Source organism: Pseudomonas sp. GW822-FHT04H02, assembly GCF_058800645.1.
Window position 1 is genome coordinate 177,184 of record NZ_JBXAMM010000002.1, and the last position, 21,253, is coordinate 198,436.

Genomic DNA, 21,253 nt, shown 5'->3' on the forward strand with positions numbered 1-21,253 from the left:
GCCGGCTGGTTTTTGGAACTCATTCAAGGCATCGCAAACGTTTGCATGTGGCTTGATCGCCGAATTCAGGCAAAGCGTCTGCGTGAGGGCGAAAATCGCCCCCAGGGTTTTGGCTCATCGGTTATGGGGCTAGGCTGACACCCGAAAAGGCGTTGCGGCCGAAAGGACTGACCTTGAAACCTTCGACTTTCGCGCTCAGCGGCTGGTTGATCGTCGAGTGGGCCACGGGTGTGATAGGGACCTGTTGCTTGAGCAGTTGCTGGGCCTGTTTGTACAGCAGGCTGCGCTGTTCACGGTCGGTGACGACCTTGGCCTGCTTGATCAGCTTGTCGTACTGCGGGTTGCACCACATGGAGTAGTTGTTGCCGCCAATGGCGTCGCAGCTGTACAGCGTGCCCAGCCAGTTGTCCGGGTCACCGTTGTCGCCGGTCCAGCCGATCAGGCTGATGTCGTGTTCGCCGTTCTTGGTGCGCTTGATGTACTCGCCCCACTCGTAGCTGACGATCTTCACCTTGAGGCCGATCTTCGCCCAGTCGGACTGCAGCATCTCGGCCATCAGCTTGGCGTTGGGGTTGTAGGGGCGTTGTACCGGCATGGCCCAGAGGGTGATTTGCGTGCCTTCCTTGACCCCGGCGGCCTTGAGCAGCTCCCGGGCTTTTTCCGGGTTGTAGGCGGCGTCCTTGATGGTTTCGTCGTAGGACCACTGGGTCGGTGGCATGGCGTTGACTGCCAGCTGCCCGGCACCCTGGTACACGGCGTTGAGGATGCTTGGCTTGTTCACCGCCATGTCCAGCGCCTGGCGCACTTCGAGCTGGTCGAAGGGTTTGTGCTGCACGTTGTAGGCGATGTAGCCCAGATTGAACCCGGGCTTTTCGATGACTTGCAGTTTCGGGTCGTTTTTCAGCGTGTCGATATCGGCGGGGCGCGGGTGCAGGGTCACCTGGCATTCGCCGGCCCGCAGCTTTTGTACCCGTACCGAGGCGTCGGTGTTGATGGCGAAGATCAGCCGGTCGAGCTTGACCCGGCTTGGGTCCCAGTAGTGCGGGTTGGCGCTGTAGCGGATCTGCGAGTCTTTCTGGTAACGCTGGAACACGAAGGGCCCGGTGCCGATGGGTTTCTGGTTGATCTGGCTCGGGGTGCCGGCCTGGAGCAGTTGCTCGGCGTATTCGGCGGAAAGGATCGCGGCGAAGCTCATGGCCAGGTTCTGGATGAAGGCCGCGTCCACGGTATTGAGGGTCATGACTACGGTCAGCGGGTCGGTCTTTTCGACCCGGGCGATGTTCTTGTTCAGGCTCATGCCGTTGAAGTAGGGAAACTCCGTCGGGTAAGCCTTGCGGAACGGATGTTCGGCGTCGAGCATGCGGTTGAAGGTGAACAGTACGTCGTCGGCGTTGAGGTCTCGGCTCGGCTTGAAATAGGGCGTGCTATGGAACTTCACCCCTTCGCGCAGGTGAAAGCTGTAGGTGAGGCCGTCCTCGGAAATGTCCCAGCTCTTGGCCAGCGCTGGCAGCACGTTGGTGGCGCCTCTTTCGAATTCCACCAGGCGGTTGTACAGAGGCTCGGCGGCATCGTTGTCGGTAGCAGTGGTGTATTGGGCGGTGTCAAAGCCCGCCGGGCTGCCTTCGGAACAGAACACCAGGCTGCGTTCGGCGGCGGTGCCGAACGAACTGGCGGCCAACAGGCCGCTGCCCAGCAGGGCCGGGAAAATCCAGGAATGACGCATGACCGTACTTCTCCATTTTTGTTGTGATGAACAATGGGCCATGACTCCTTCCTGGAGCCTGTACAGGCCATTGATGCCAAACCACTACGTGCGGCAGGTGCCCGTTGGCAGACGCAGCTTCGCCTTGCACCGACCTTGAGGGTCGAGGGCCGGGCGGTAACTGCGTCGAACCTGAAATGCCTGTAGGAATCGGCTCTGAATTCGCAAGACAGTGCGCCAGTGGCGGGTCGTTGCGCAGTAGAGACCGAGCTCCAGCGGGCCGGGCTGGTAAAGCAACGGCGACGTCATGGACGTCGCCGTTGCAGAACCTTATTTGCCGATGCTGACGCCGTAGAAGGAGTTCAAGCCAAAGGGGCTGATTTTGAAATCCTGCACGTTGGCGCGCATGGGTTGGAACACCGTCGAGTGAGCGATAGGTGTCATCGGTACTGCATCTTTGAGGATGTGTTGCGCCTGCTTGTACAGCTCGGTGCGCTTGGCTACATCAGAGGTAGCCTTGGCTTGCTTGATCAGGGCGTCGTAAGGCTTGTCGCACCATTTCGAGAAGTTGTTGCCGTTCATTGCATCGCAACCGAACAGGGTGCCGAGCCAGTTGTCGGGGTCACCATTGTCGCCGCTCCAGCCGATGATCATCGCCTGGTTCTCGCCGCCCTTGGAGCGCTTGATGTACTCGCCCCACTCGTAGCTGACGATGTTCACTTTCAGGCCGATCTTCGCCCAGTCCGACTGCAGCATTTCGGCCATCAGCTTGGCGTTGGGGTTGTAGGGACGCTGTACCGGCATGGCCCACAGGGTGATCTGGGTGCCTTCCTTGATGCCGGCTTCCTTGAGCAGCTCCTTGGCTTTCTCGGGGTCGTACTTGGCGTCCTTGATGGTGGTGTCATAGGACCACTGGGTTGGAGGCATGGCGTTGACCGCCAGCTGGCCGGCGCCCTGGTACACCGAATCGATGATCTGCGGCTTGTTCACCGCCATGTCCAGCGCCTGGCGAACCTTGAGGTCGGCCAGCGGGTTGGCATCGGTACGGCCCTTGAGGACCGGCATCACGTTGTAGGCGATGTAGCCGAGGTTGAAGCCTGCCTGCTCAGGCATCTTCAGGGTCTTGTCTTCCTTGAGGGCCTTGAGGTCGGCCGGACGCGGGAAGAGGGTGACCTGGCATTCGTTCTTCTTCAGCTTCTGGATACGCACCGAGGGGTCGGTGGTGATGGCGAAGATCAGGTTGTCGATCTTCACGTCTTCAGGCTTCCAGTAGTCCTTGTTGCCGGTGTAGCGGATGTTCGAGTCTTTCTGGTAGCTCTTGAACACGAAGGGGCCAGTGCCGATCGGCTTCTGGTTGATGTCGCTGGCCTTGCCTTCCTTGAGCAGCTTGTCGGCGTATTCGGCGGACTGGATCGAGGCGAAGCTCATGGCCAGGTTCTGGATGAAGGCTGCGTCCACGGTCTTGAGGGTGAACTTGACGGTCTTGTCGTCGACTTTCTCGACCTTGGTGATGTTGGTGTCCATCCCCATGTCGGTGAAATACGGGAATTCGGTGGGGTAGGCCTTACGGAACGGCATGTCCTTGTCGATCATGCGGTTGAAGGTGAACAGCACGTCGTCGGCGTTGAAAGTACGGGTCGGGGTGAAGTACGGCGTGGTGTGGAACTTGACGCCTTCGCGCAGGTGGAAGGTGTAGGTCAGACCGTCGTCCGAGATGTCCCAACTGGTGGCCAGGCCCGGAATGACCGCGGTGCCGCCGCGTTCGAACTGGCTGAGGCGGTTGTAGAGGGTTTCGGCTGAGGCGTCGAAGTCGGTTCCGGTGGTGTACTGGCCAGGGTCGAAACCGGCCGGGCTCCCTTCAGAGCAGAACACCAGGTTAGTCGCCGCTTGGGCGAAGGGTGCGCTGGCGAGCAAGCCGGCGCTGACTAATAACGGAAGGACTGCTTTCTTGAACATGGTGGCCTCATGATTTGTTGTCATTTTTGGTGTAGAGGGCGACCTTGTGAGTCGACCCGCCGATACTTATGCAGCCCTCATACCCAATGCAAGATGCAGGGCTGCCACAAGTCTCAAAGAGTGGAACGAACGTACAGGAATGACGCATTTGTATAAATCTTGACGCATTTGATCGTTTGCGCCGGTGTTTTGTGGTGCATGCGCTGCCTTTTCACGGGGCAATCGAAGCCCATCGCGCCCACTCTTGGTGCGGTGCTGGCTGGTGTGCCGGGTGATGCTTGGCCCAGGCGCCCGGCCTTGTCTGACCGGATGGAGGTGGGCGGCTGGGTGAGGGAGGCCGTGGAGAACGGATGCCCGCAATTTTGCTGGCGATGGCGCGTGCTCGGCACATCGTCGCAGGTGCTGAATTCGGGGCTCGCAGTGAGGTTGTCACTGTGGAGGTCGCTGCGGGTTTGTGACGGCGTAGTGCCGCGGATCAGACCAGTTGTCTGCCAAACCTGGAGCGGAAAGGTCTTATCCATGCAAACCTCATTTTTTCTTTTTCTAGGGCATATCTGAGGATTGGCCTTGTGGGCCATGGAAACTCGCCTTCTTATGGGGAGTGGATGCAGCCCCATGGACCCTGTGCGGCGACGGCGATCGCTTTGTTGTGTTGTTGATAGTCGATTCGCCGATGCCGAAATTAAGTCATGCTGAAATCGTGGTCAACGAAAATTAAGCGTGACTAACATTTCTCCTTGTGCACAGGTTTGTCCCAGGGGTTCGACTGACGGCCGTGCGCTGGGCTCAGGCCGCGGAATGGTCGTCGAACAGGCCCATGGTGGTGACGGTCAGGACTTCTGCCGGGCCATTGCCGACGTTGGCCAGGCAATGAGTCTTGGTGGCGTCGAAGTGCACCGAGTCACCGGCACTCAGGGGATATTGACTGCCCTCGATGGTGTAGACGATCTGTCCTGAAAGCACGTAGGAGAACTCCGAGCCGTCATGGGAAATCAGCTCGGACTGGTAGCCCACCGGTATGTTCATCTTGACCGCGTTGATCAGGTTTCCGGGAAAGGAGCTGGACAGGCGCTCGTAGGCCAGTGGCTGGCCTTCGATGGTGTAGCGCACCCGCTTGCCGTCGTGGGAGTCGGGTTGCGCCTGGATCGGCTGGTCGAACAGGGCGTTCAGCGGAACGTTCAGAGACTTGGCGATATTGACCAGGGAAGAGATCGATACACCCGTGAGATTACGCTCTGCCTGGGAGAGGAAGCTGGCGGTCAGACCGGATTCGCTGGCGATCTGGCGCAGGGTTTTCTTGGCGGCGCGGCGATAGCGACGCAGGCGTTCGCCGATGCGATCTGCGGTCATTGAAGAGACTCTTATAGGAAAGAAGCAGTATACCCGGCGGACGTCAGCAACATCTGAGCCGCTGCGTACCGGGGGGGGCATAACTCTAACACCACAAAGCCGGGTTCCCCCGGGTCCGGGTTGAAATAGCCGGTAACGAAAAACGGCGATAACCTTGATGCCGAAGGTTATCGCCGTTGGAAGACGCAGGGATAAGGTCAGGGCATCAGCACTTCGATGGCGCCGTCGGCGGTCATGCTGACCTGGCTGGTGCCGGCCTCGACTTCTGGTGTCACTGGGGCCGAATCCATGCTGGCGGCCTTCATCATCATCGGCGCGCGCATGTAAGGCTGTGGATAGCCATTGCTGTTGAGGTTCAGGTTGACGATCTTGTAGCCCTTGCCGCCCAGGGCCTCGGTGGCCAGTTGGGCACGGGCCTTGAAGGCCTTGACCGCATCCTTGAGCAACGCGTCTTCGCTGGCCTTGCGGGTCGGGTCGGCGATGGCGAAGTCCATGCCACCCATCTTCAGGTCGCCCAGCAGTTCACCGGTGAGCTTGGACAGCGCGGCGAAGTCGGAGCTTTCCAGGCGCAGTTCGGCGCGCTCACGCCAGCCTGTGATCTTCTGGCCCTTGCCGTCGTAGATCGGGTAGCTGTTGCGGCTGCCCTGGCGCAGGGTCACGTCCTTGACCTGGCGCGCCTGGTCCAGGGCCTTGTTCATGGTGGTGGTGATTTCTGCGGCGAGCTTGGCCGGGTCGGTGTTCTGCGATTCGCTGTAGAGGGTCACGATCATCAGATCCCGAGCCACTTCCTGGCTGACTTCGGCGCGCAGGGAAATCTGGTTGTAGTGCAGTTCATCGGCGGCCAGGGCGGGCAGGCTGGTGAGGGTGCCGGCGCTGAGTGCGAGAAGGGCGACGCTGCGACTGAAATGCTGCATGAAAACTCCTTGAGTGCGGTCCGCAGGATAAGGTCAGAGCCTGGGTGAAACCTTCAGACTGTGGTTTTTATTCCTCGTTGCGGCCAATTACAACTTTGATACACATGATCGCCATGGATCGTCCGCGGCCGCTCAAGCCAGTGTGGCGCTTTGCCGCAGTTTTGCCTGTGCCGGGGGCTGCTTGGTTATACTCCCGGCGATTGCCCTGGAGCGCTCATCAGGAGAGCTCATGCTCGCCCCCGTAAAATTGCTGTCCGCAACCCGTCAGAACCTCTGGCGCCTGACCTTTATCCGTACCCTGGTGCTGGCCGCTCAGGCCGGTTCGGTGGGGCTCGCCTACTGGCTGGACCTGCTGCCGCTGCCCTGGTTGCAACTGGGCGTGACCCTGATGTTTTCCATGGTGTTGTGCGCTTTCACCGCGATCCGCCTGCGCACCTCGTGGCCGGTGACGGAGCTGGAATACGCCCTGCAACTGGCCTGTGACCTGTTTATCCACAGTGTCCTGCTGTACTTCTCCGGTGGTTCCACCAACCCCTTCGTCTCCTATTACCTGGTGCCCCTGACCATCGCCGCGGTGACCTTGCCGTGGCGCTACTCGGTGGTCCTGTCGGGTATCGCCCTGACGCTCTATACCCTGTTGCTGGCGCGTTTCTACCCGTTGCAGACCTTCCCCATCGCCCGGGAGAACCTCCAGGTCTACGGCATGTGGCTGAGCTTTGCCCTGGCTGCGGCGGTGATCACCTTCTTCGCTGCACGCATGGCAGAAGAGCTGCGCCGCCAGGAAGAACTGCGGGCGATCCGGCGCGAAGAGGGGCTGCGCGACCAGCAATTGCTGGCAGTGGCGACCCAGGCCGCCGGCGCCGCCCACGAATTGGGCACGCCCCTGGCGACCATGAGCGTGCTGCTCAAGGAAATGCGCCAGGACCATCCCGACCCGCTGCTGCAGGATGACCTCGGCGTGCTCCAGGACCAGGTCAAGCTGTGCAAGGAAACCCTGCAGCAACTGGTGCGCGCGGCCGAGGCCAATCGCCGCCTGGCGGTGGACATGCAGGAAGTCACCCAGTGGCTGGACGAAGCCTTGAACCGTTGGCACCTGATGCGCCCGGAAGCCAGCTACCGTTTCCATCTGTTGGGCGAGGGGCCGGTGCCGCGCCTGGCGCCGCCGCCGGACCTGACCCAGGCCCTGCTCAACCTGCTGAACAATGCCGCCGATGCCTGCCCCGAAGGTCTGGAAGTACGCCTGGACTGGGACGCGGAAAACCTCACCATCAGTATTCGTGACCACGGTGCCGGAGTACCCTTGGCCATCGCCGAACAGATCGGCAAACCGTTTTTTACCACCAAGGGCAAAGGCTTCGGCCTGGGCCTGTTTTTGAGCAAGGCCAGCGTGACCCGCGCTGGAGGCTCAGTGAAACTCTACAGTCATGAGGAAGGCGGAACGCTCACCGAGCTGCGCCTGCCCCGTGCCGCCCGAGGAGACGACCATGAGTGAAGAGATCCAAGTCGAAGGCGAGGAACTGCCGCACCTGTTGCTGGTGGATGATGACGCCACCTTTACCCGCGTGATGGCCCGCGCCATGAGCCGCCGCGGTTTTCGCGTGAGCACCGCCGGTTCCGCCGAGGAGGGCCTGGTCATTGCCCAGCAGGACCTGCCGGACTACGCCGCGCTGGACTTGAAGATGGATGGCGACTCCGGGCTGGTGCTGTTGCCCAAGCTGCTGGAGCTGGACCCGGAGATGCGGGTACTGATTCTCACCGGCTATTCGAGCATCGCCACCGCGGTGGAAGCGATCAAGCGTGGCGCCTGCAACTACCTGTGCAAGCCGGCGGATGCCGACGATGTACTGGCCGCGCTGCTCTCCGAACACGCCGATCTCGACACCCTGGTGCCGGAAAACCCGATGTCGGTGGACCGCTTGCAGTGGGAACACATTCAGCGCGTGTTGACCGAACACGAAGGCAACATCTCCGCCACTGCCCGGGCCCTGGGCATGCACCGCCGTACCTTGCAGCGCAAATTGCAGAAGCGTCCCGTGCGTCGCTGAACCGCGACTGAACGAATGTCCGCTGGGCGTCGTGAAAAAGCGAGCCGATCTACTATGATCGGCTCAACGCTTGCCCTTCTTCCTATCGAGCCTCAACGATGAATCAGAACGCTGAATACTCCGCGGTCAACGATGCCGTGCGCGGGCAATTCTTTCGCCGGGTCTGGGCCATGATCACGCCGTACTGGCGCAGTGAGGAAAAGGGCAAGGCCTGGCTGTTGCTGGTTGCGGTGATCGGCCTGTCGCTGTTCAGCGTGGCCATCTCGGTATGGATCAACAGCTGGTACAAGGACTTCTACAACGCCTTGCAGAAAAAGGACGAAGCGGCGTTCTGGCACTTGATCCTGTATTTCTGCGGGATTGCCGCGGTGGCGATCCTGGGGGCGGTGTACCGCCTGTACCTGACCCAGATGCTGACCATCCGCTGGCGGGCCTGGCTCACCGAGAAGCACTTTGCCCGCTGGCTGGGCCACAAGAACTACTACCAGTTGGAGCAGGGCGGCTACACCGACAACCCGGACCAGCGGATTTCCGAAGACCTCAACAGCTTTACCAGCAATACGCTGTCCCTGGGCCTGGGGCTGATCCGCAACATTGTCAGCCTGGTGTCCTTCTCGATCATCCTGTGGGGGGTGTCCGGCAGTATCGAGGTGTTCGGCTACACCATTCCCGGCTACATGTTCTGGTGCGCGCTGGTCTATGCCGCTGTCGGCAGCTGGCTGACCCACTTGATCGGGCGCCGCCTGATCGGCCTCAACAACCAGCAACAGCGCTTCGAAGCCGACCTGCGTTTTTCCATGGTGCGGGTACGGGAGAATGCCGAGAGCATTGCCCTGTATGACGGCGAGAAGAACGAGAACCAGCGTCTGAGCAGCCGTTTCGGCAAGGTCTGGCACAACTTCTGGGACATCATGAAGGTCTCCAAGCGCCTGACCTTCTTCACCGCCGGGTATGGCCAGATTGCGATCATTTTCCCCTTTATCGTGGCTGCCCCGCGGTACTTTTCCGGCAAGATCGAGCTGGGTGAGCTGATGCAGATCAACTCGGCATTCGGGAACGTTCAGGAGAACTTCAGCTGGTTCATCAGTGCGTATTCGGACCTGGCGGCCTGGCGCGCCACCTGTGATCGTCTGCTGAGTTTCCGCCAGGCCATGAGTGATAACGAAGAACGGACCCCGGCTATCGACGTGCAGCATCAGGGCGAACAATTGTGCGTACGTGACCTGGGCCTGGACCTGGCCGATGGCCGGCATCTGCTGGCCGGCGCCGAAATGACCGTGAACCCAGGTGAGCGGCTCATGCTCAGCGGCCGTTCCGGCAGCGGCAAGAGTACCTTGCTGCGGGCCATGGGTCGGTTGTGGCCGGCCGGGCACGGGAGCATCCTGCTGCCGAACCAGCGTTACCTGTTCCTGCCGCAAAAGCCCTATCTGCCCATTGGCAGCCTGCGCGAAGCCTTGAGTTATCCACAGTCTGGCGACAGCTACCCCCAGGAGCGTTATGCACAGGTCCTGGAAACCTGCCGCTTGCCCCATCTGGTGGCGCGCCTGGACGAGAGCAATCACTGGCAGCGCATGTTGTCGCCGGGCGAGCAGCAGCGCCTGGCCTTTGCCCGGGCCCTGCTCTATGCACCGCAGTGGCTGTACATGGATGAGGCCACTTCGGCCATGGACGAAGAGGACGAAGCCACCTTGTATCAGGCGCTGATCGATCAGTTGCCGGGCCTGAGCATTGTCAGCGTCGGCCATCGCAGCAGCCTCAAACGCTTCCATCCACGGCTCGTTCGTATCGAGCAGGGGCATCTGCAAGAGCAGACTCTCACGGCCTGACGGAGGGCCGAGCGCTAGCCTCAAGCCCAGCGCCCTTGCACCGCCGGTGCAAGGGCGCTGGGCCGTTTCGCGAGCGAGCCGTTCCTACAGGCAGCGATCAGGCCTGATGCAGGATCGAACGGTCCACACGTACGGCCAACTGGCCGCTGCCCGGCTTCGCGTTGAAGGCCACGTTGCCATGTTCATCCACGCTGGCTCGGGCGATCGGGGCGCCGTTGAGCAGCAGCTCCAGTGGTGCATCCTTGAGAGACTGGCCGGAGGCCAGTTGCAGTTTCAGGTTGATAGCCATGGTGATCTCCTTATCAGGCGTTGCTGTCGATGAAGTGGCTGGCGTTCTTGTCGATGGAGCCGACCAGCTCCGGTGAACCACCACGGAACTGGCGGAACACATTGCGCCCGGTGGCGCTGCTGTTGCTGGTACCGGCCGGAATGCTCAGGGTTGGCTGGAAGCTGTCGCTCAGTTCCACATAGGCCGACCAGGGGCCGATGTAGGACTCGTTCAACCCGTTGGTTTCGCTGAGGGCGTAGCGCACCGCGTGGCCTGGCAGCCAGTTGGGTTCGCTGGGGCTGTGGCTCTGCCAGCCATCGGCGAGGATCACCGGAACCGCGCTGGGGGTTTCCAGGTAGCCGGTCGGCTTGTTCGGGCTGTAGTTCTGCAGCAGCAGGTAGGTGCTCCAGCCCCACCAGTTGTCGATGGTCTTGCTGTCATTGAGGTTGTTGACGTCGCTGCGGCGCAGGACCTTGTCGCCACTCATCACGAACAGTGGCGAGAAGTTGCCGGTTTTCGCGGCATTCAGGTCCGGCAGGGTTTTCAGGGCTGCGTAGCTGGCGGGTGCGGGGAGGTTGCCGCTGAGGTAGCTGGCGAAGATTTCGTCTGCCGAACTCTGCACAGCCATCTTCACTTGCTGGCGATTGCGATGGTCGACGCTGTCGAAGTAGCGCTTGTCGCCATAGGCGTGCCAGCGATCGCCCTGGGCGTTGCTGACATTCAGGCCGAACTTGCTGTCCTCGTCATGCATGAAGCGGGTAATCAGCGAACCCAGGTCGCTGGGGGTGACGACCGCCGCCACCTGTTTGCGCGGCACCCGTACGTGGCCGGAGGAAAACAGATCGGTGAGGAAATGGTCGGCGAAGGCGTTCATTGCGTAAGCCAGTTCCAGTTGCTTGTCGTCCGCGCTCTTGCCCGCCAGTACCGCTTGCTGCAGCGCTGCGGTATGCCCTGCGGTGTAGGCAGCCAGGGCCCACTCGCCGAAGTGATCGGCGTTGTTGGCCGCCAGCTTCAGGTAGCGCCCCAGGGGGAACAGGGCGGATACCACGCTGCCGCCGCCGGTTATCTTGTTCCACTCCTCGGACAGGGTGTCGCCCAGGGCGTCATAGGCTTCATGGGGCTGCTTGCCGTCGCGGATCGCCTGGTTGGCGGCGACGATTTCCTTTTGCATCACCGCAAGGATCTGCCGGGCTTCGTCTTTCGCCGCCGGCAGTACCGCAAGGGAGTTGAACGCCGCGATAAAGCGCTGTACTCGATCACTGGGGGTTGCGCCTTCGCAGATCGGCTGCTCGGGAATGCCATAGAAGTCGCCTCCCAGGGCCACCACCTGGCCGTAGGTCAGCGCCAGGCCGTTAGGCAGGTGCAGTTCGACCTGCCACGCCGGGATGGCCGGTGCATCCTTGACGAAGCGCAGCAGGGTGCTGTCGCCGATGGCTGTGTGTTCGCCGCCCTCGAAACGCAGCTGTGGCTGGCCCTTGGTGGTTTTTTGTGCAGAACGAGGCAGGTCTTCCGGGCGGTGGTACTTGATGGTGTGGTGGCCATCGGCGACCAGTACCAGGGTGTCGCCATCGCCGGAAATGGCGATGCCTTGTTCACTGAACAGGCGGTCCAGGTCGGCGACGATCTTGCCCGCGTGTTGTGGCTGTTGCTGCTTCTGTGCAGAGAGTCCTGACATTTCTAGCTCCTTGATATGTCATGGGGATATTTCCTTATTTAACTGTATGCATATACAGTTAAATCGAGCATAGAGGAAAACGTTTTCCCGTCAAGACGCGAATGCACCGCTGCAGCATTTTTTCTTTCGCCCCGCAATGGAGCCGCAGGCTGGGTACTGCGTGGGGCAGGCAGATCCCATGGAAGCGAGGCTCCAGACGCCAGCGTGCGGATTGAATTATCATTAGCGCCCTAACGACAGGCTCAAGGTCCACCCGCCCATGCTGGCTATTTTTCTCGAAACCCTGACGATCACGGCGCCGGTCTTTGCCATGTTGCTGCTCGGCCTGTTGCTCAAGCGGGTGGAATGGATCGACGACAACTTCATTCATACGGCCTCGGCCCTGGTGTTTAACGTCACCATGCCGGCGCTGCTGTTTCTCGGCATTGTCCATGCCGACCTGCATTCATCGTTGAAACCCGGGGTGCTGATCTATTTCTCCTTGGCCACCCTGGCGTGCTTTGGGCTGGCCTGGGGCTGGGCGATCTGGCGTTGCCCCAAGGCCGACCGCGGGATCTATACCCAGGGCGCGTTTCGCGGCAATAACGCGATCATCGGCCTGGCCCTGGCTGCCAGCATGTACGGCGATTACGGCATTTCCCTGGGCGCAGTGCTCGCAGCCCTGGTGATCCTGTTCTACAACACCCTCTCGACCATCGTCCTGGCGGTCTACAGCCCGGTGATCAAGTCCGATCCCTGGAGCATCTTCAAGAGCGTTGTCAGCAACCCGCTGATTGTCAGTGTGCTGGTGGCCGCACCGTTCGCCTACTGGCAGATCGGCATTCCCAACTGGCTGGAAACTTCGGGGCGCTACCTGGCGCAGATGACCCTGCCCCTGGCGCTGATCTGCATTGGCGGCACCTTGTCCCTGGCAGCCTTGCGCAACAGCGGCGAGCTGGCGATGAGTTCCAGTTTGCTGAAGATGGTCAGCCTGCCGGCCCTGGCGACCCTGGGGGCCTGGCTGTGCGGGTTTCGCGGGGCGGAGTTGGGGATCCTGTTCCTGTACTTTGGCAGCCCCACCGCGGCGGCCAGTTTTGTCATGGCCCGGGCGGCCAATGGCAACCACGAACTGGCGGCGGCGATCATCGTCATCACCACGGTGATGGCGGCGGTGACCACCAATATCGGGATTTTCCTGTTGCAGTGGGGTGGGTGGATCTAGGCTTTGCCGCGAGCCGGCTCCTGCACGGCTATTGCGTAGGAGCCGGCAGCAGGTTCACTGCGGTTGCTGATAGGTGTCTATCACTTCCTGGGCCGCGCGAAACGCATCGATGGCCGCCGGCACTCCGGCATACACCGCGCAATGCAGCAGCGCTTCACGAATCTCTTCGACACTGCAGCCGTTGTTCAGTGCGCCGCGCACGTGGCCCTTGAGTTCCTGTGGGCACTTGAGTGCGGTCAGGGCCGCCAGGGTGATCAGGCTGCGGGTCTTGAGCGGCAGGCCCTCACGGTTCCATACACCGCCCCAGGCATGCTCGTTGACGAAGTCCTGCAAGGGCTGGGTGAATTCGGTGGCGTTGCCCAGGGCGCGATCGACGAACGCATCGCCCATGACCTGGCGACGCATCTGCAACCCGCTTTTCTTGTTCTCGCTCATGGTGCTTCCTTCTTGTGTTGGCGGCGCCAGGCTCGCAGCGAACTGAACAGCAGGAACGCCACCAGCGCTGGCAGGACGAAAAACAGCATCAGGTGTTCCAGCTTGCCGGCCAGAGGCATGCCGGTGGTGAAGGACACCACATGCAGCCCGTAAGCCAGGTACAAGCCCAGAAACAGCAGGCCTTCGGCCCGGGTCACGCGGTATCCGGAATAGAACACCGGCAGGCACAGCACGGCCACGCCGAGCATGACCGGCAGGTCGAAGTCCAGGGCATTGGGCGAGACCGAAAGAGGTGTCGGTGCCACCAGGGCGGTGAAGCCCAGCACTCCCAGCAGGTTGAACAGGTTGCTGCCGATGATGTTGCCCACGGCAATCTCGCGCTGGCCGCGCAGGGCCGCCAGCAGCGAAGTGGCGAGTTGGGGCAGGGAGGTGCTGACGGCGATCACGGTCAGGCCCATGACCCGCTCGGAAAGCCCCAGGTCGTCGGCCACGGAGACGGCGGCGCCCAGCAGCAAGTGCCCGGCGAAGACCAGCAGGCCGAGGCCGAGCAGGACCATCAGCAGGCTGCTGATGCGCGGTGCCCAACTGCGCTGGCCGGCTGGTGCGGGTGAGTGGGGGCGGTGCGAATGGCGGGACTGGCGCAACAGCAGGCCCAGGTACAGCACCAGGGCTGCCAGCAGGATCAGGCCGTCGCTGGGGCTGAGTTGTTCGTTGTAGGCCAGCACGAACACCAGCAGGCTGGCGCCGATCATCAGCGGGATGTCCAGGCGCACCAGTTGCCGCGAGACCCGCAGCGGGATGATCAGCGCGGACAGGCCGAGGGTCACCAGGATGTTGAAAATGCTGCTGCCGATCACGCTGCCCACGGCAATGTCGGTGTTGTCGGCCAGGGTCGCCTGCAGGCTGATGGCCATTTGTGGCGCGCTGCTGCTGAAGGCGACGATGCTCAGGCCGATGATCAGTGGGCGCATGTGCAGGCGTGCAGCCAGGCGGATGGCCGCGCGCACCAGCAGTTCGGCGCCGGCGATCAGCATCACCAGGCCGCTGATGAGCTGGATCAGGCTGAGCAGGGGCAGTTCGGCAAAAGCGGTAATGGCGTGGGCTCCCGGGGTCAGTCGCTGAGGGCTTGGACGCGGACTTTGGCAGTTCCGCTGCGCAGCATGTCCAGTTGTTGGGCGGCGGCGCGGGACAGGTCGATCAGGCGGCCTCGGGTGTGCGGGCCTCGGTCGTTGATACGTACCACGACGCTCTTGTCGTTGCCCAGGTTGGTGACCTGTACCCGGGTGCCGAATGGCAGTTCGCGGTGGGCGGCGGTCAGGCCGTTCTGGTCGAAGGGCTCGCCACTGGCAGTGCGATTGCCGTGGTGCCGAGCGCCGTAATAGGAGGCGGTGCCGGTTGCGTCATAACCCCGGGGGTCGATGACGTGGCTGGTGGCGCAGCCAGTGAGCAGAGCGAGCAGGGCGCTAGTGGCAACCAGACGCTTCATTCGGGAGCTCCGATGGTTGATGTGGCGAGGGAGAGTACTCCCGCTGGTCTGTCTGGCAGACCGCAAGCCGACGGCGATGTTCCTTGCTGGAGCGGCGCCGGCCGGTTTGCAGTCGCTGTCGGACCGAGCGGGAGCACGCTCCCTCGTCACGCGCAAGCGGCCGGGGCCGGGGCCGCTTGCGGTTAAACCCTGATCAGCCCTCGAGCTTGCTCTTCAGCAGCTCGTTGACCTGTTGCGGGTTGGCCTTGCCTTTGGATGCTTTCATCGCCTGGCCGACGAAGAAGCCGAACATCTTGCCGCGCTTGGCCTCATCGGCGGCACGGTACTGTTCGACCTGTTCGGCGTTGGCTGCGAGCATCTCATCGAGCACCGCAGAGATCGCGCCGCTGTCGGTGACTTGCTTGAGGCCACGCTTGTCGATGATCTCGTCGGCATTGCCCTCGCCATTGGCCATGGCTTCGAACACGGTCTTGGCGATCTTGCCGGAGATGGTGTTGTCCTTGATCCGCAACAGCATGCCGCCCAGTTGTTCGGCCGAGACCGGGGCTTCGTCGATTTCCAGGCCCTGCTTGTTCAGCAGGCTGCCCAGCTCGACCATGACCCAGTTGGCGGCGAGCTTGGCGTCACCGGCGATGCTGGCGACCTTCTCGAAGTAGTCCGCCTGCTCACGGCTGGTGGCCAGGACGCTGGCGTCGTAGACCGACAGGCCGAACTGCTCCTGGAAGCGCTCGCGTTTCTGCGGTGGCAGTTCCGGCAGGGTGGCACGTACCTGGTCGAGGAAGGAATCCTCGATGACCACGGGCAGCAGGTCCGGATCGGGGAAGTAACGGTAGTCGTTGGCTTCTTCCTTGCTGCGCATCGGACGGGTTTCGTCCTTGTTCGGGTCGTACAGGCGGGTCTGCTGGATCACCTTGCCACCGTCCTCGATCAGCTCGATCTGGCGCCGGATCTCGGAGTTGATGGCCTTCTCGATGAAGCGGAACGAGTTGACGTTCTTGATCTCGCAGCGGGTGCCGAACTCGACCTGGCCCTTGGGACGGATCGAGACGTTGCAGTCGCAACGCAGGGAGCCCTCGGCCATGTTGCCGTCGCAGATCCCCAGGTAGCGCACCAGGGCGTGGATCGACTTGACGTAGGCCACGGCTTCCTTGGCGCTGCGCATGTCAGGCTCGGAAACGATTTCCAGCAGCGGCGTGCCGGCACGGTTCAGGTCGATGCCGGTGGCACCGTTGAATTCTTCGTGCAGGCTCTTGCCGGCGTCTTCTTCCAGGTGCGCGCGGGTGATGCCGACGCGTTTCATGGTGCCGTCTTCCAGGGGGATGTCCAGGTGGCCCTTGCCGACAATAGGCAGTTCCATCTGGCTGATCTGGTAGCCCTTGGGCAGGTCCGGGTAGAAGTAGTTCTTGCGGGCGAACACGTTGTGCTGGCCGATCTCGGCGTCAACCGCGAGGCCGAACATCACCGCCATGCGCACCGCTTCCTGGTTCAGCACTGGCAGCACGCCGGGCATGCCCAGGTCGATCAGGCTGGCCTGGGTGTTGGGCTCGGCACCGAAGGCGGTGGAGCTACCGGAGAAAATCTTCGATTGAGTGGTGAGCTGGGTATGAATCTCCAGCCCGATCACGACTTCCCATTGCATGTGTGTCTCCTCAGAAGCCGGTTGGGGTGCGGGTGTGCCAGTCAGTGTTCAACTGATACTGGTGCGCAACGTTGAGCAAGCGGCCTTCCTGGAAATACGGAGCGAGCAGTTGCACGCCGACCGGCAAGCCGTCGACGAAGCCGGCCGGCATCGACAGGCCCGGCAGGCCCGCGAGGTTGGCGGTGATGGTGTAGACGTCTTCCAGGTATGCAGCGACCGGGTCGCTGCTCTTGGCGCCGAGCTTCCAGGCCGGGTTGGGCGTGGTCGGGCCGAGGATGATGTCGACTTCGTTGAACGCGCTCATGAAGTCGTTCTTCACCAGGCGACGGATTTTCTGCGCCTTGAGGTAGTAGGCATCGTAGTAGCCGGCGGACAGTGCGTAGGCACCGACCATGATCCGGCGCTGCACTTCGCTGCCGAAGCCTTCGCCGCGGGAGCGCTTGTACAGGTCTTCCAGGTTTTCCGGGTTCTCGCAACGGTAGCCGAAGCGCACGCCGTCGAACCGCGACAGGTTGGAAGAGGCTTCCGCCGGGGCGATCACGTAGTACGCGGGGATGGCGTGCTGCATGTTCGGCAGGCTGATTTCCTTGATCACCGCACCGAGCTTTTCCAGCTCCTTGATGCTGTTGTGGATCAGCTCGGCGATGCGCGGGTCCAGGCCGGCGCTGAAGTATTCCTTCGGCACGCCGATGCGCAGGCCCTGCAGCGAGCCGTTGAGGCCGGCGCTGTAGTCCGGCACCGGTTCATCGATGCTGGTGGAGTCGTTCGGGTCGAAGCCGGCCATGCCTTGCAGCAGGATCGCGCAGTCTTCGGCGGTGCGCGCCAGCGGGCCACCCTGATCGAGGCTGGAAGCGTAGGCGATCATGCCCCAACGGGAAACGCGACCATAGGTCGGCTTCAGGCCGGTGAGGTTGGTGAAGGCGGCGGGCTGGCGGATCGAGCCGCCGGTGTCGGTAGCCGTGGCGGCTGGCAGCAGGCGCGCAGCGACCGCGGCGGCGGAACCGCCGGACGAACCGCCGGGCACGTGTTCCAGGTTCCACGGGTTTTTCACCGCGCCGTACCAGCTCGACTCGTTGGCCGAGCCCATGGCGAATTCGTCCATGTTGGTCTTGCCCAGGGTCACGGCCCCGGCAGCGGCCAGCTTGGCGACCACGGTGGCGTCGTAGGGCGCCTTGAAGTTGTCGAGCATCTTCGAGCCGCAGCTGGTGCGGATGCCCTGGGTGCAGAACAGATCCTTGTGGGCGATCGGCGCGCCCAGCAGGGCACCGCTCTCACCATTGGCGCGACGCTCGTCGGCGGCCTTGGCCTGGGACAGTGCCAGGTCCTGGGTGAGGCTGATGAAGCTGTTGATCTGCGGATCCAGCTGGGCGATGCGCGCCAGCAGGGTCTGGGTCAGTTCTACAGAAGAGAATTTCTTGTCGGCGAGGCCGCGGGCGATCTCGGCCAGAGTCATGTGATGCATTGCAGGCTCTTTCCCTTTAGTCGATGACTTTCGGAACCAGGTACAGGCCGCTTTCGACCGCTGGTGCGATGGACTGATAGGCCTCGCGATGATTGGACTCGGTCACAACGTCTGCGCGCAGGCGCTGGCTGGCTTCCAGGGGGTGGGCCAGGGGCTCGATACCGTCGGTATCGACTGCCTGCATTTCATCCACCAGCCCGAGAATGCTGTTCAGGGCGGAGGTGATGTGTGGAAGATCGCCTTCATTGAGCTTGATGCTGGCCAAATGAGCGATTTTTTCCACGTCGGAGCGTTCAAGCGCCATGGGATTCTCCAGTGGAAAACAAAAACGGATTTCGTCCGCGTGTTAGATTGTCGGAACACTACCGCATTTCTACGGTCTTATGGCCGCGATTGTGGGGGTTGGTGCACAGAAAAGCGGCCAATTTAACATATTGGCGCCTTGCCCAAAATCCCTGTCGTTGTTAGAGTTTGCCGCACTTTTTTACCCACGCGTTGCCTAGGGTCCCTTTCCCATGTTCAAGAAACTGCGTGGCATGTTTTCCAGCGATCTTTCCATTGACCTGGGCACTGCCAACACCCTTATTTACGTGCGCGAGCGCGGTATTGTCCTGAATGAACCATCGGTTGTGGCCATTCGGACCCACGGTAATCAGAAAAGTGTTGTCGCGGTTGGTACTGAGGCCAAGCGCATGCTCGGTCGTACCCCGGGCAACATCGCAGCCATTCGTCCGATGAAAGACGGCGTGATCGCCGACTTCAGCGTTTGCGAAAAGATGCTGCAGTACTTCATCAACAAGGTTCACGAAAACAGCTTTCTGCAGCCCAGCCCACGTGTGCTGATCTGCGTTCCATGCAAGTCCACACAGGTTGAGCGTCGCGCCATCCGTGAGTCGGCCCTTGGCGCCGGTGCCCGTGAAGTGTTCCTGATCGAAGAGCCGATGGCCGCTGCGATCGGTGCCGGCCTGCCGGTTGAAGAGGCCCGCGGTTCGATGGTCGTGGACATCGGTGGTGGTACCACTGAAATCGCCCTGATCTCCCTGAACGGTGTGGTCTACGCCGAATCCGTACGGGTTGGCGGCGACCGTTTCGACGAAGCGATCATCACCTACGTGCGTCGCAACTACGGCAGCCTGATCGGTGAGTCCACCGCCGAGCGCATCAAGCAGGAAATCGGCACCGCCTACCCGGGCGGCGAAGTGCGTGAAGTCGACGTCCGCGGCCGTAACCTGGCCGAAGGCGTGCCACGTGCCTTCACCTTGAACTCCAATGAAGTGCTGGAGGCTCTGCAAGAGTCTCTGGCAACCATCGTTCAGGCGGTGAAAAGCGCCCTGGAGCAATCGCCTCCGGAACTGGCTTCGGACATCGCCGAGCGCGGCCTGGTGCTGACCGGTGGTGGCGCGCTGCTGCGTGATCTGGACAAGCTGCTGGCCCAGGAAACCGGCCTGCCGGTGATCGTTGCCGAAGACCCGCTGACCTGTGTCGCTCGCGGCGGTGGCCGTGCATTGGAAATGATGGACAAACACACCATGGACCTGCTCTCCAGCGAATAACTTCGCCGGTTGCATCTATGCTGTTGCGCTCACAGGCAGCACTTTGCAGTGCTGCCTGTGGCGTTTATCTTCTGTCAATCTGCATCCAGGCCGGTTTGATGCCGTATGAATAAACACAACATTTGCCTGGGAGGAGCGGCCTATTAAACCGCTTTTCGCCAAAGGCCCCTCATTAGGCGTGCGCCTCCTGGTGCTGGTCGTTCTCTCGGTCGCACTGATGGTGGTCGATGCCCGCTTCACACTGCTCAAGCCAGTGCGTAGCCAAATGTCGCTGGTGTTGATGCAGTCCTACTGGATCACCGACCTGCCGCAGCGGCTATGGCAAGGCGTGGCCAGTCAGTTCGGCAGCCGTACCGAACTGGTCGCTGAAAACGAAAAACTCAAGACCGAAAACCTGCTGCTGCAGGGGCGCATGCAAAAGCTCGCGGCCCTGACCGAGCAGAACGTGCGCCTGCGCGAGTTGCTCAATTCCTCGGCACTGGTCAACGAGAAGGTTGAAGTGGCCGAGTTGATCGGCATGGACCCGAACCCCTTTACCCACCGCATCATCATCAACAAGGGTGAGCGCGATGGCGTGTTCCTCGGCCAGCCGGTGCTCGATGCCCGTGGCCTGATGGGCCAGGTGGTGGAGTTGATGCCCTACACCTCCCGCGTACTGCTGCTCACTGACACTACCCACAGCATTCCGGTGCAGGTCAACCGCAACGGCCTGCGCGCCATCGCCAGCGGCACCGGCAATCCGGAGCGCCTGGAGTTGCGCCATGTGGCCGACACCGCGGATATAAAGGAAGGCGATCTGTTGGTCAGCTCCGGTCTGGGCCAGCGTTTCCCCGCCGGCTACCCGGTGGCCACGGTCAAGGAAGTGATCCACGACTCCGGCCAGCCGTTCGCCATTGTGCGGGCGGTACCCACCGCTGCGCTGAATCGCAGCCGCTACCTGCTGCTGGTATTCAGCGATCCGCGTACCGCCGAAGAGCGTGCCAACGACGCCGCTCAGGCCCAGGAAGCCCAGGACCAGCAGGGCGCCAGCGCCGCGCCAGTGGTCCCGGCCACCGTGCCCAAGCCGGCCGCGGCGGCAAACGCCGGGGCTGCTCCCGCCACTGCGACTCCTGCTGCGCCGGCGACCCCGGCCAAACCCGCGGCTCACGCTCCGGCCAAGCCGGTCCATAAACCTGTGGTGAAACCGGCCGCTGCCAAACCACCGGCAGCAGCACCGGCCACCACCGGAGGAAGAGAATAATGGCGGGTAGCACCTATTCGCGAAATGGCTGGATCGTCTGGTTGACCTTCCTTATCGGGCTGCTGCTGAGCGTCTCGCCCCTGCCGCAGTTCATGGAGATCCTGCGTCCGCTGTGGCTGGCGCTGTTGCTGGCGTTCTGGGCCTTGGCCCTGCCGCACAAGGTCGGCATGGTCACTGCCTGGTGCCTGGGGCTGGCAGAGGATGTGCTCTACGGCACCCTGCTGGGGCAGAATGCCCTGATCCTGACGCTGATCACCTTCCTTGTACTGTCTCTGCAACAGCGCCTGCGGATGTTCCCGATGTGGCAGCAGAGCCTGGTGATCCTGGTGATCTTCGGCCTGGCGCAGTTGGTGCAACTCTGGCTCAGCGCCCTGACCGGCAACCGCCAGCCGACCCTGGCCCTGGTGCTGCCGGCCCTGGTCAGTGCCTTGTTGTGGCCCTGGGTCAGCTTCGGCCTGCGCGGCTTGCGTCGACGTTTCAAAATCAATTAATTCGGTCAGG

20 protein-coding genes are annotated in these 21,253 nt (G+C 62.0%); 7 read left to right on the forward strand and 13 right to left on the reverse strand.

Features of this window, described 5'->3' with window-relative positions:
* Nucleotides 1-121: 121 nt before the first annotated feature.
* The 5 genes from AC1RMG_RS07475 to AC1RMG_RS07495 form a co-directional block, all read right to left on the reverse strand.
* The gene (locus AC1RMG_RS07475; RefSeq protein WP_011059236.1) at nt 122-1,723 is read right to left on the reverse strand and encodes an ABC transporter substrate-binding protein; all 1,602 of its coding nucleotides are present in this window, start codon (nt 1,721-1,723) and stop codon (nt 122-124) included.
* A 309-nt stretch (nt 1,724-2,032) separates the two neighbouring features.
* Nucleotides 2,033-3,658 (reverse strand): ABC transporter substrate-binding protein, encoded by a 1,626-nt coding sequence (locus AC1RMG_RS07480; protein ID WP_011059237.1) that lies wholly within the window; start codon nt 3,656-3,658, stop codon nt 2,033-2,035.
* A 113-nt stretch (nt 3,659-3,771) separates the two neighbouring features.
* Complete coding sequence (locus AC1RMG_RS07485) at nt 3,772-4,179, reverse strand: hypothetical protein (protein ID WP_041751953.1); 408 nt, start codon at nt 4,177-4,179, stop codon at nt 3,772-3,774.
* 265 nt (nt 4,180-4,444) lie between these two features.
* The gene (locus tag AC1RMG_RS07490) at nt 4,445-5,008 is read right to left on the reverse strand and encodes a helix-turn-helix domain-containing protein (RefSeq protein WP_015634148.1); all 564 of its coding nucleotides are present in this window, start codon (nt 5,006-5,008) and stop codon (nt 4,445-4,447) included.
* Between the two features lie 197 nt (nt 5,009-5,205).
* Nucleotides 5,206-5,922 carry an SIMPL domain-containing protein gene (locus tag AC1RMG_RS07495; protein ID WP_011059238.1) on the reverse strand — a complete coding sequence of 239 codons (717 nt, stop codon included), beginning with the start codon at nt 5,920-5,922 and terminating at the stop codon, nt 5,206-5,208.
* Nucleotides 5,923-6,151: 229 nt separating this feature from the next.
* On the opposite strand from AC1RMG_RS07495, the gene AC1RMG_RS07500 reads away from it, so the two are divergent.
* The 3 genes from AC1RMG_RS07500 to AC1RMG_RS07510 all read left to right on the forward strand — a co-directional run bounded on the left by AC1RMG_RS07500 (nt 6,152) and on the right by AC1RMG_RS07510 (nt 9,793).
* A complete protein-coding gene (locus AC1RMG_RS07500; protein ID WP_011059239.1) occupies nt 6,152-7,414 on the forward strand; it encodes an ATP-binding protein in 1,263 nt (420 codons plus the stop codon).
* Nucleotides 7,407-7,967: a response regulator transcription factor gene (locus AC1RMG_RS07505; protein ID WP_011059240.1), complete on the forward strand. Its 561-nt coding sequence runs from the start codon at nt 7,407-7,409 to the stop codon at nt 7,965-7,967. The genes AC1RMG_RS07500 and AC1RMG_RS07505 overlap by 8 nt, the downstream gene beginning before the upstream one ends.
* A gap of 98 nt (nt 7,968-8,065) precedes the next feature.
* On the forward strand, nt 8,066-9,793 hold the full coding sequence (locus AC1RMG_RS07510) for an ABC transporter ATP-binding protein/permease (protein ID WP_011059241.1): 1,728 nt from the start codon (nt 8,066-8,068) through the stop codon (nt 9,791-9,793).
* A gap of 97 nt (nt 9,794-9,890) precedes the next feature.
* Here the strand turns inward: AC1RMG_RS07510 and AC1RMG_RS07515 are convergent, their stop codons facing one another.
* Both AC1RMG_RS07515 and AC1RMG_RS07520 read right to left on the reverse strand, forming a co-directional pair.
* Nucleotides 9,891-10,082 carry a hypothetical protein gene (locus tag AC1RMG_RS07515; RefSeq protein WP_011059242.1) on the reverse strand — a complete coding sequence of 64 codons (192 nt, stop codon included), beginning with the start codon at nt 10,080-10,082 and terminating at the stop codon, nt 9,891-9,893.
* A 13-nt stretch (nt 10,083-10,095) separates the two neighbouring features.
* The gene (locus AC1RMG_RS07520) at nt 10,096-11,736 is read right to left on the reverse strand and encodes a hypothetical protein (RefSeq protein ID WP_015634152.1); all 1,641 of its coding nucleotides are present in this window, start codon (nt 11,734-11,736) and stop codon (nt 10,096-10,098) included.
* 259 nt (nt 11,737-11,995) lie between these two features.
* Between AC1RMG_RS07520 and AC1RMG_RS07525 the strand changes: the two genes are divergently transcribed.
* On the forward strand, nt 11,996-12,937 hold the full coding sequence (locus AC1RMG_RS07525) for an AEC family transporter (protein ID WP_011059244.1): 942 nt from the start codon (nt 11,996-11,998) through the stop codon (nt 12,935-12,937).
* Nucleotides 12,938-12,991: 54 nt separating this feature from the next.
* Here AC1RMG_RS07525 and AC1RMG_RS07530 read toward each other — a convergent pair whose 3' ends face one another.
* The 6 genes from AC1RMG_RS07530 to gatC form a co-directional block, all read right to left on the reverse strand.
* Nucleotides 12,992-13,372, reverse strand: a complete 381-nt coding sequence (locus AC1RMG_RS07530) for a carboxymuconolactone decarboxylase family protein (RefSeq protein ID WP_047283926.1) — start codon at nt 13,370-13,372, stop codon at nt 12,992-12,994.
* A complete protein-coding gene (locus AC1RMG_RS07535; RefSeq protein ID WP_026020272.1) occupies nt 13,369-14,433 on the reverse strand; it encodes a calcium/sodium antiporter in 1,065 nt (354 codons plus the stop codon). The genes AC1RMG_RS07530 and AC1RMG_RS07535 overlap by 4 nt, the downstream gene beginning before the upstream one ends.
* Nucleotides 14,434-14,483: 50 nt before the next feature.
* Complete coding sequence (locus AC1RMG_RS07540; protein ID WP_011059247.1) at nt 14,484-14,858, reverse strand: septal ring lytic transglycosylase RlpA family protein; 375 nt, start codon at nt 14,856-14,858, stop codon at nt 14,484-14,486.
* 193 nt (nt 14,859-15,051) lie between these two features.
* Nucleotides 15,052-16,497: an Asp-tRNA(Asn)/Glu-tRNA(Gln) amidotransferase subunit GatB gene (gene gatB / locus AC1RMG_RS07545; protein ID WP_011059248.1), complete on the reverse strand. Its 1,446-nt coding sequence runs from the start codon at nt 16,495-16,497 to the stop codon at nt 15,052-15,054.
* Between the two features lie 10 nt (nt 16,498-16,507).
* Nucleotides 16,508-17,959 carry an Asp-tRNA(Asn)/Glu-tRNA(Gln) amidotransferase subunit GatA gene (gene gatA / locus AC1RMG_RS07550; RefSeq protein WP_053149031.1) on the reverse strand — a complete coding sequence of 484 codons (1,452 nt, stop codon included), beginning with the start codon at nt 17,957-17,959 and terminating at the stop codon, nt 16,508-16,510.
* A 16-nt stretch (nt 17,960-17,975) separates the two neighbouring features.
* Complete coding sequence (gene gatC / locus AC1RMG_RS07555) at nt 17,976-18,263, reverse strand: Asp-tRNA(Asn)/Glu-tRNA(Gln) amidotransferase subunit GatC (protein ID WP_011059250.1); 288 nt, start codon at nt 18,261-18,263, stop codon at nt 17,976-17,978.
* A gap of 211 nt (nt 18,264-18,474) precedes the next feature.
* Here gatC and mreB point away from each other — a divergent pair, with 211 nt between their 5' ends.
* From mreB to mreD, 3 genes are all read left to right on the forward strand, one after another.
* Complete coding sequence (gene mreB / locus AC1RMG_RS07560; RefSeq protein ID WP_002555108.1) at nt 18,475-19,512, forward strand: rod shape-determining protein MreB; 1,038 nt, start codon at nt 18,475-18,477, stop codon at nt 19,510-19,512.
* Nucleotides 19,513-19,654: 142 nt separating this feature from the next.
* Nucleotides 19,655-20,752, forward strand: coding sequence for a rod shape-determining protein MreC (gene mreC, locus AC1RMG_RS07565; protein ID WP_072451275.1), 1,098 nt, complete (start codon nt 19,655-19,657; stop codon nt 20,750-20,752).
* Nucleotides 20,752-21,243 carry a rod shape-determining protein MreD gene (gene mreD / locus AC1RMG_RS07570; RefSeq protein WP_011059252.1) on the forward strand — a complete coding sequence of 164 codons (492 nt, stop codon included), beginning with the start codon at nt 20,752-20,754 and terminating at the stop codon, nt 21,241-21,243. Before mreC ends, mreD begins: the two co-directional genes overlap by 1 nt.
* Nucleotides 21,244-21,253 lie beyond the last annotated feature (10 nt).

Excerpts from the sequence above, each read along its gene's own strand:
- AC1RMG_RS07475 (WP_011059236.1), bottom strand. The coding sequence starts at position 1,723 with ATGCGTCATTCCTGGATTTTCCCGGCCCTGCTGGGCAGCGGCCTGTTG.
- AC1RMG_RS07480 (WP_011059237.1), bottom strand. The coding sequence starts at position 3,658 with ATGTTCAAGAAAGCAGTCCTTCCGTTATTAGTCAGCGCCGGCTTGCTC.
- AC1RMG_RS07485 (WP_041751953.1), bottom strand. The coding sequence starts at position 4,179 with ATGGATAAGACCTTTCCGCTCCAGGTTTGGCAGACAACTGGTCTGATC.
- AC1RMG_RS07490 (WP_015634148.1), bottom strand. The coding sequence starts at position 5,008 with ATGACCGCAGATCGCATCGGCGAACGCCTGCGTCGCTATCGCCGCGCC.
- AC1RMG_RS07495 (WP_011059238.1), bottom strand. The coding sequence starts at position 5,922 with ATGCAGCATTTCAGTCGCAGCGTCGCCCTTCTCGCACTCAGCGCCGGC.
- AC1RMG_RS07500 (WP_011059239.1), top strand. The coding sequence starts at position 6,152 with ATGCTCGCCCCCGTAAAATTGCTGTCCGCAACCCGTCAGAACCTCTGG.
- AC1RMG_RS07505 (WP_011059240.1), top strand. The coding sequence starts at position 7,407 with ATGAGTGAAGAGATCCAAGTCGAAGGCGAGGAACTGCCGCACCTGTTG.
- AC1RMG_RS07510 (WP_011059241.1), top strand. The coding sequence starts at position 8,066 with ATGAATCAGAACGCTGAATACTCCGCGGTCAACGATGCCGTGCGCGGG.
- AC1RMG_RS07515 (WP_011059242.1), bottom strand. The coding sequence starts at position 10,082 with ATGGCTATCAACCTGAAACTGCAACTGGCCTCCGGCCAGTCTCTCAAG.
- AC1RMG_RS07520 (WP_015634152.1), bottom strand. The coding sequence starts at position 11,736 with ATGTCAGGACTCTCTGCACAGAAGCAGCAACAGCCACAACACGCGGGC.
- AC1RMG_RS07525 (WP_011059244.1), top strand. The coding sequence starts at position 11,996 with ATGCTGGCTATTTTTCTCGAAACCCTGACGATCACGGCGCCGGTCTTT.
- AC1RMG_RS07530 (WP_047283926.1), bottom strand. The coding sequence starts at position 13,372 with ATGAGCGAGAACAAGAAAAGCGGGTTGCAGATGCGTCGCCAGGTCATG.
- AC1RMG_RS07540 (WP_011059247.1), bottom strand. The coding sequence starts at position 14,858 with ATGAAGCGTCTGGTTGCCACTAGCGCCCTGCTCGCTCTGCTCACTGGC.
- gatB (WP_011059248.1), bottom strand. The coding sequence starts at position 16,497 with ATGCAATGGGAAGTCGTGATCGGGCTGGAGATTCATACCCAGCTCACC.
- gatA (WP_053149031.1), bottom strand. The coding sequence starts at position 17,959 with ATGCATCACATGACTCTGGCCGAGATCGCCCGCGGCCTCGCCGACAAG.
- gatC (WP_011059250.1), bottom strand. The coding sequence starts at position 18,263 with ATGGCGCTTGAACGCTCCGACGTGGAAAAAATCGCTCATTTGGCCAGC.
- mreB (WP_002555108.1), top strand. The coding sequence starts at position 18,475 with ATGTTCAAGAAACTGCGTGGCATGTTTTCCAGCGATCTTTCCATTGAC.
- mreD (WP_011059252.1), top strand. The coding sequence starts at position 20,752 with ATGGCGGGTAGCACCTATTCGCGAAATGGCTGGATCGTCTGGTTGACC.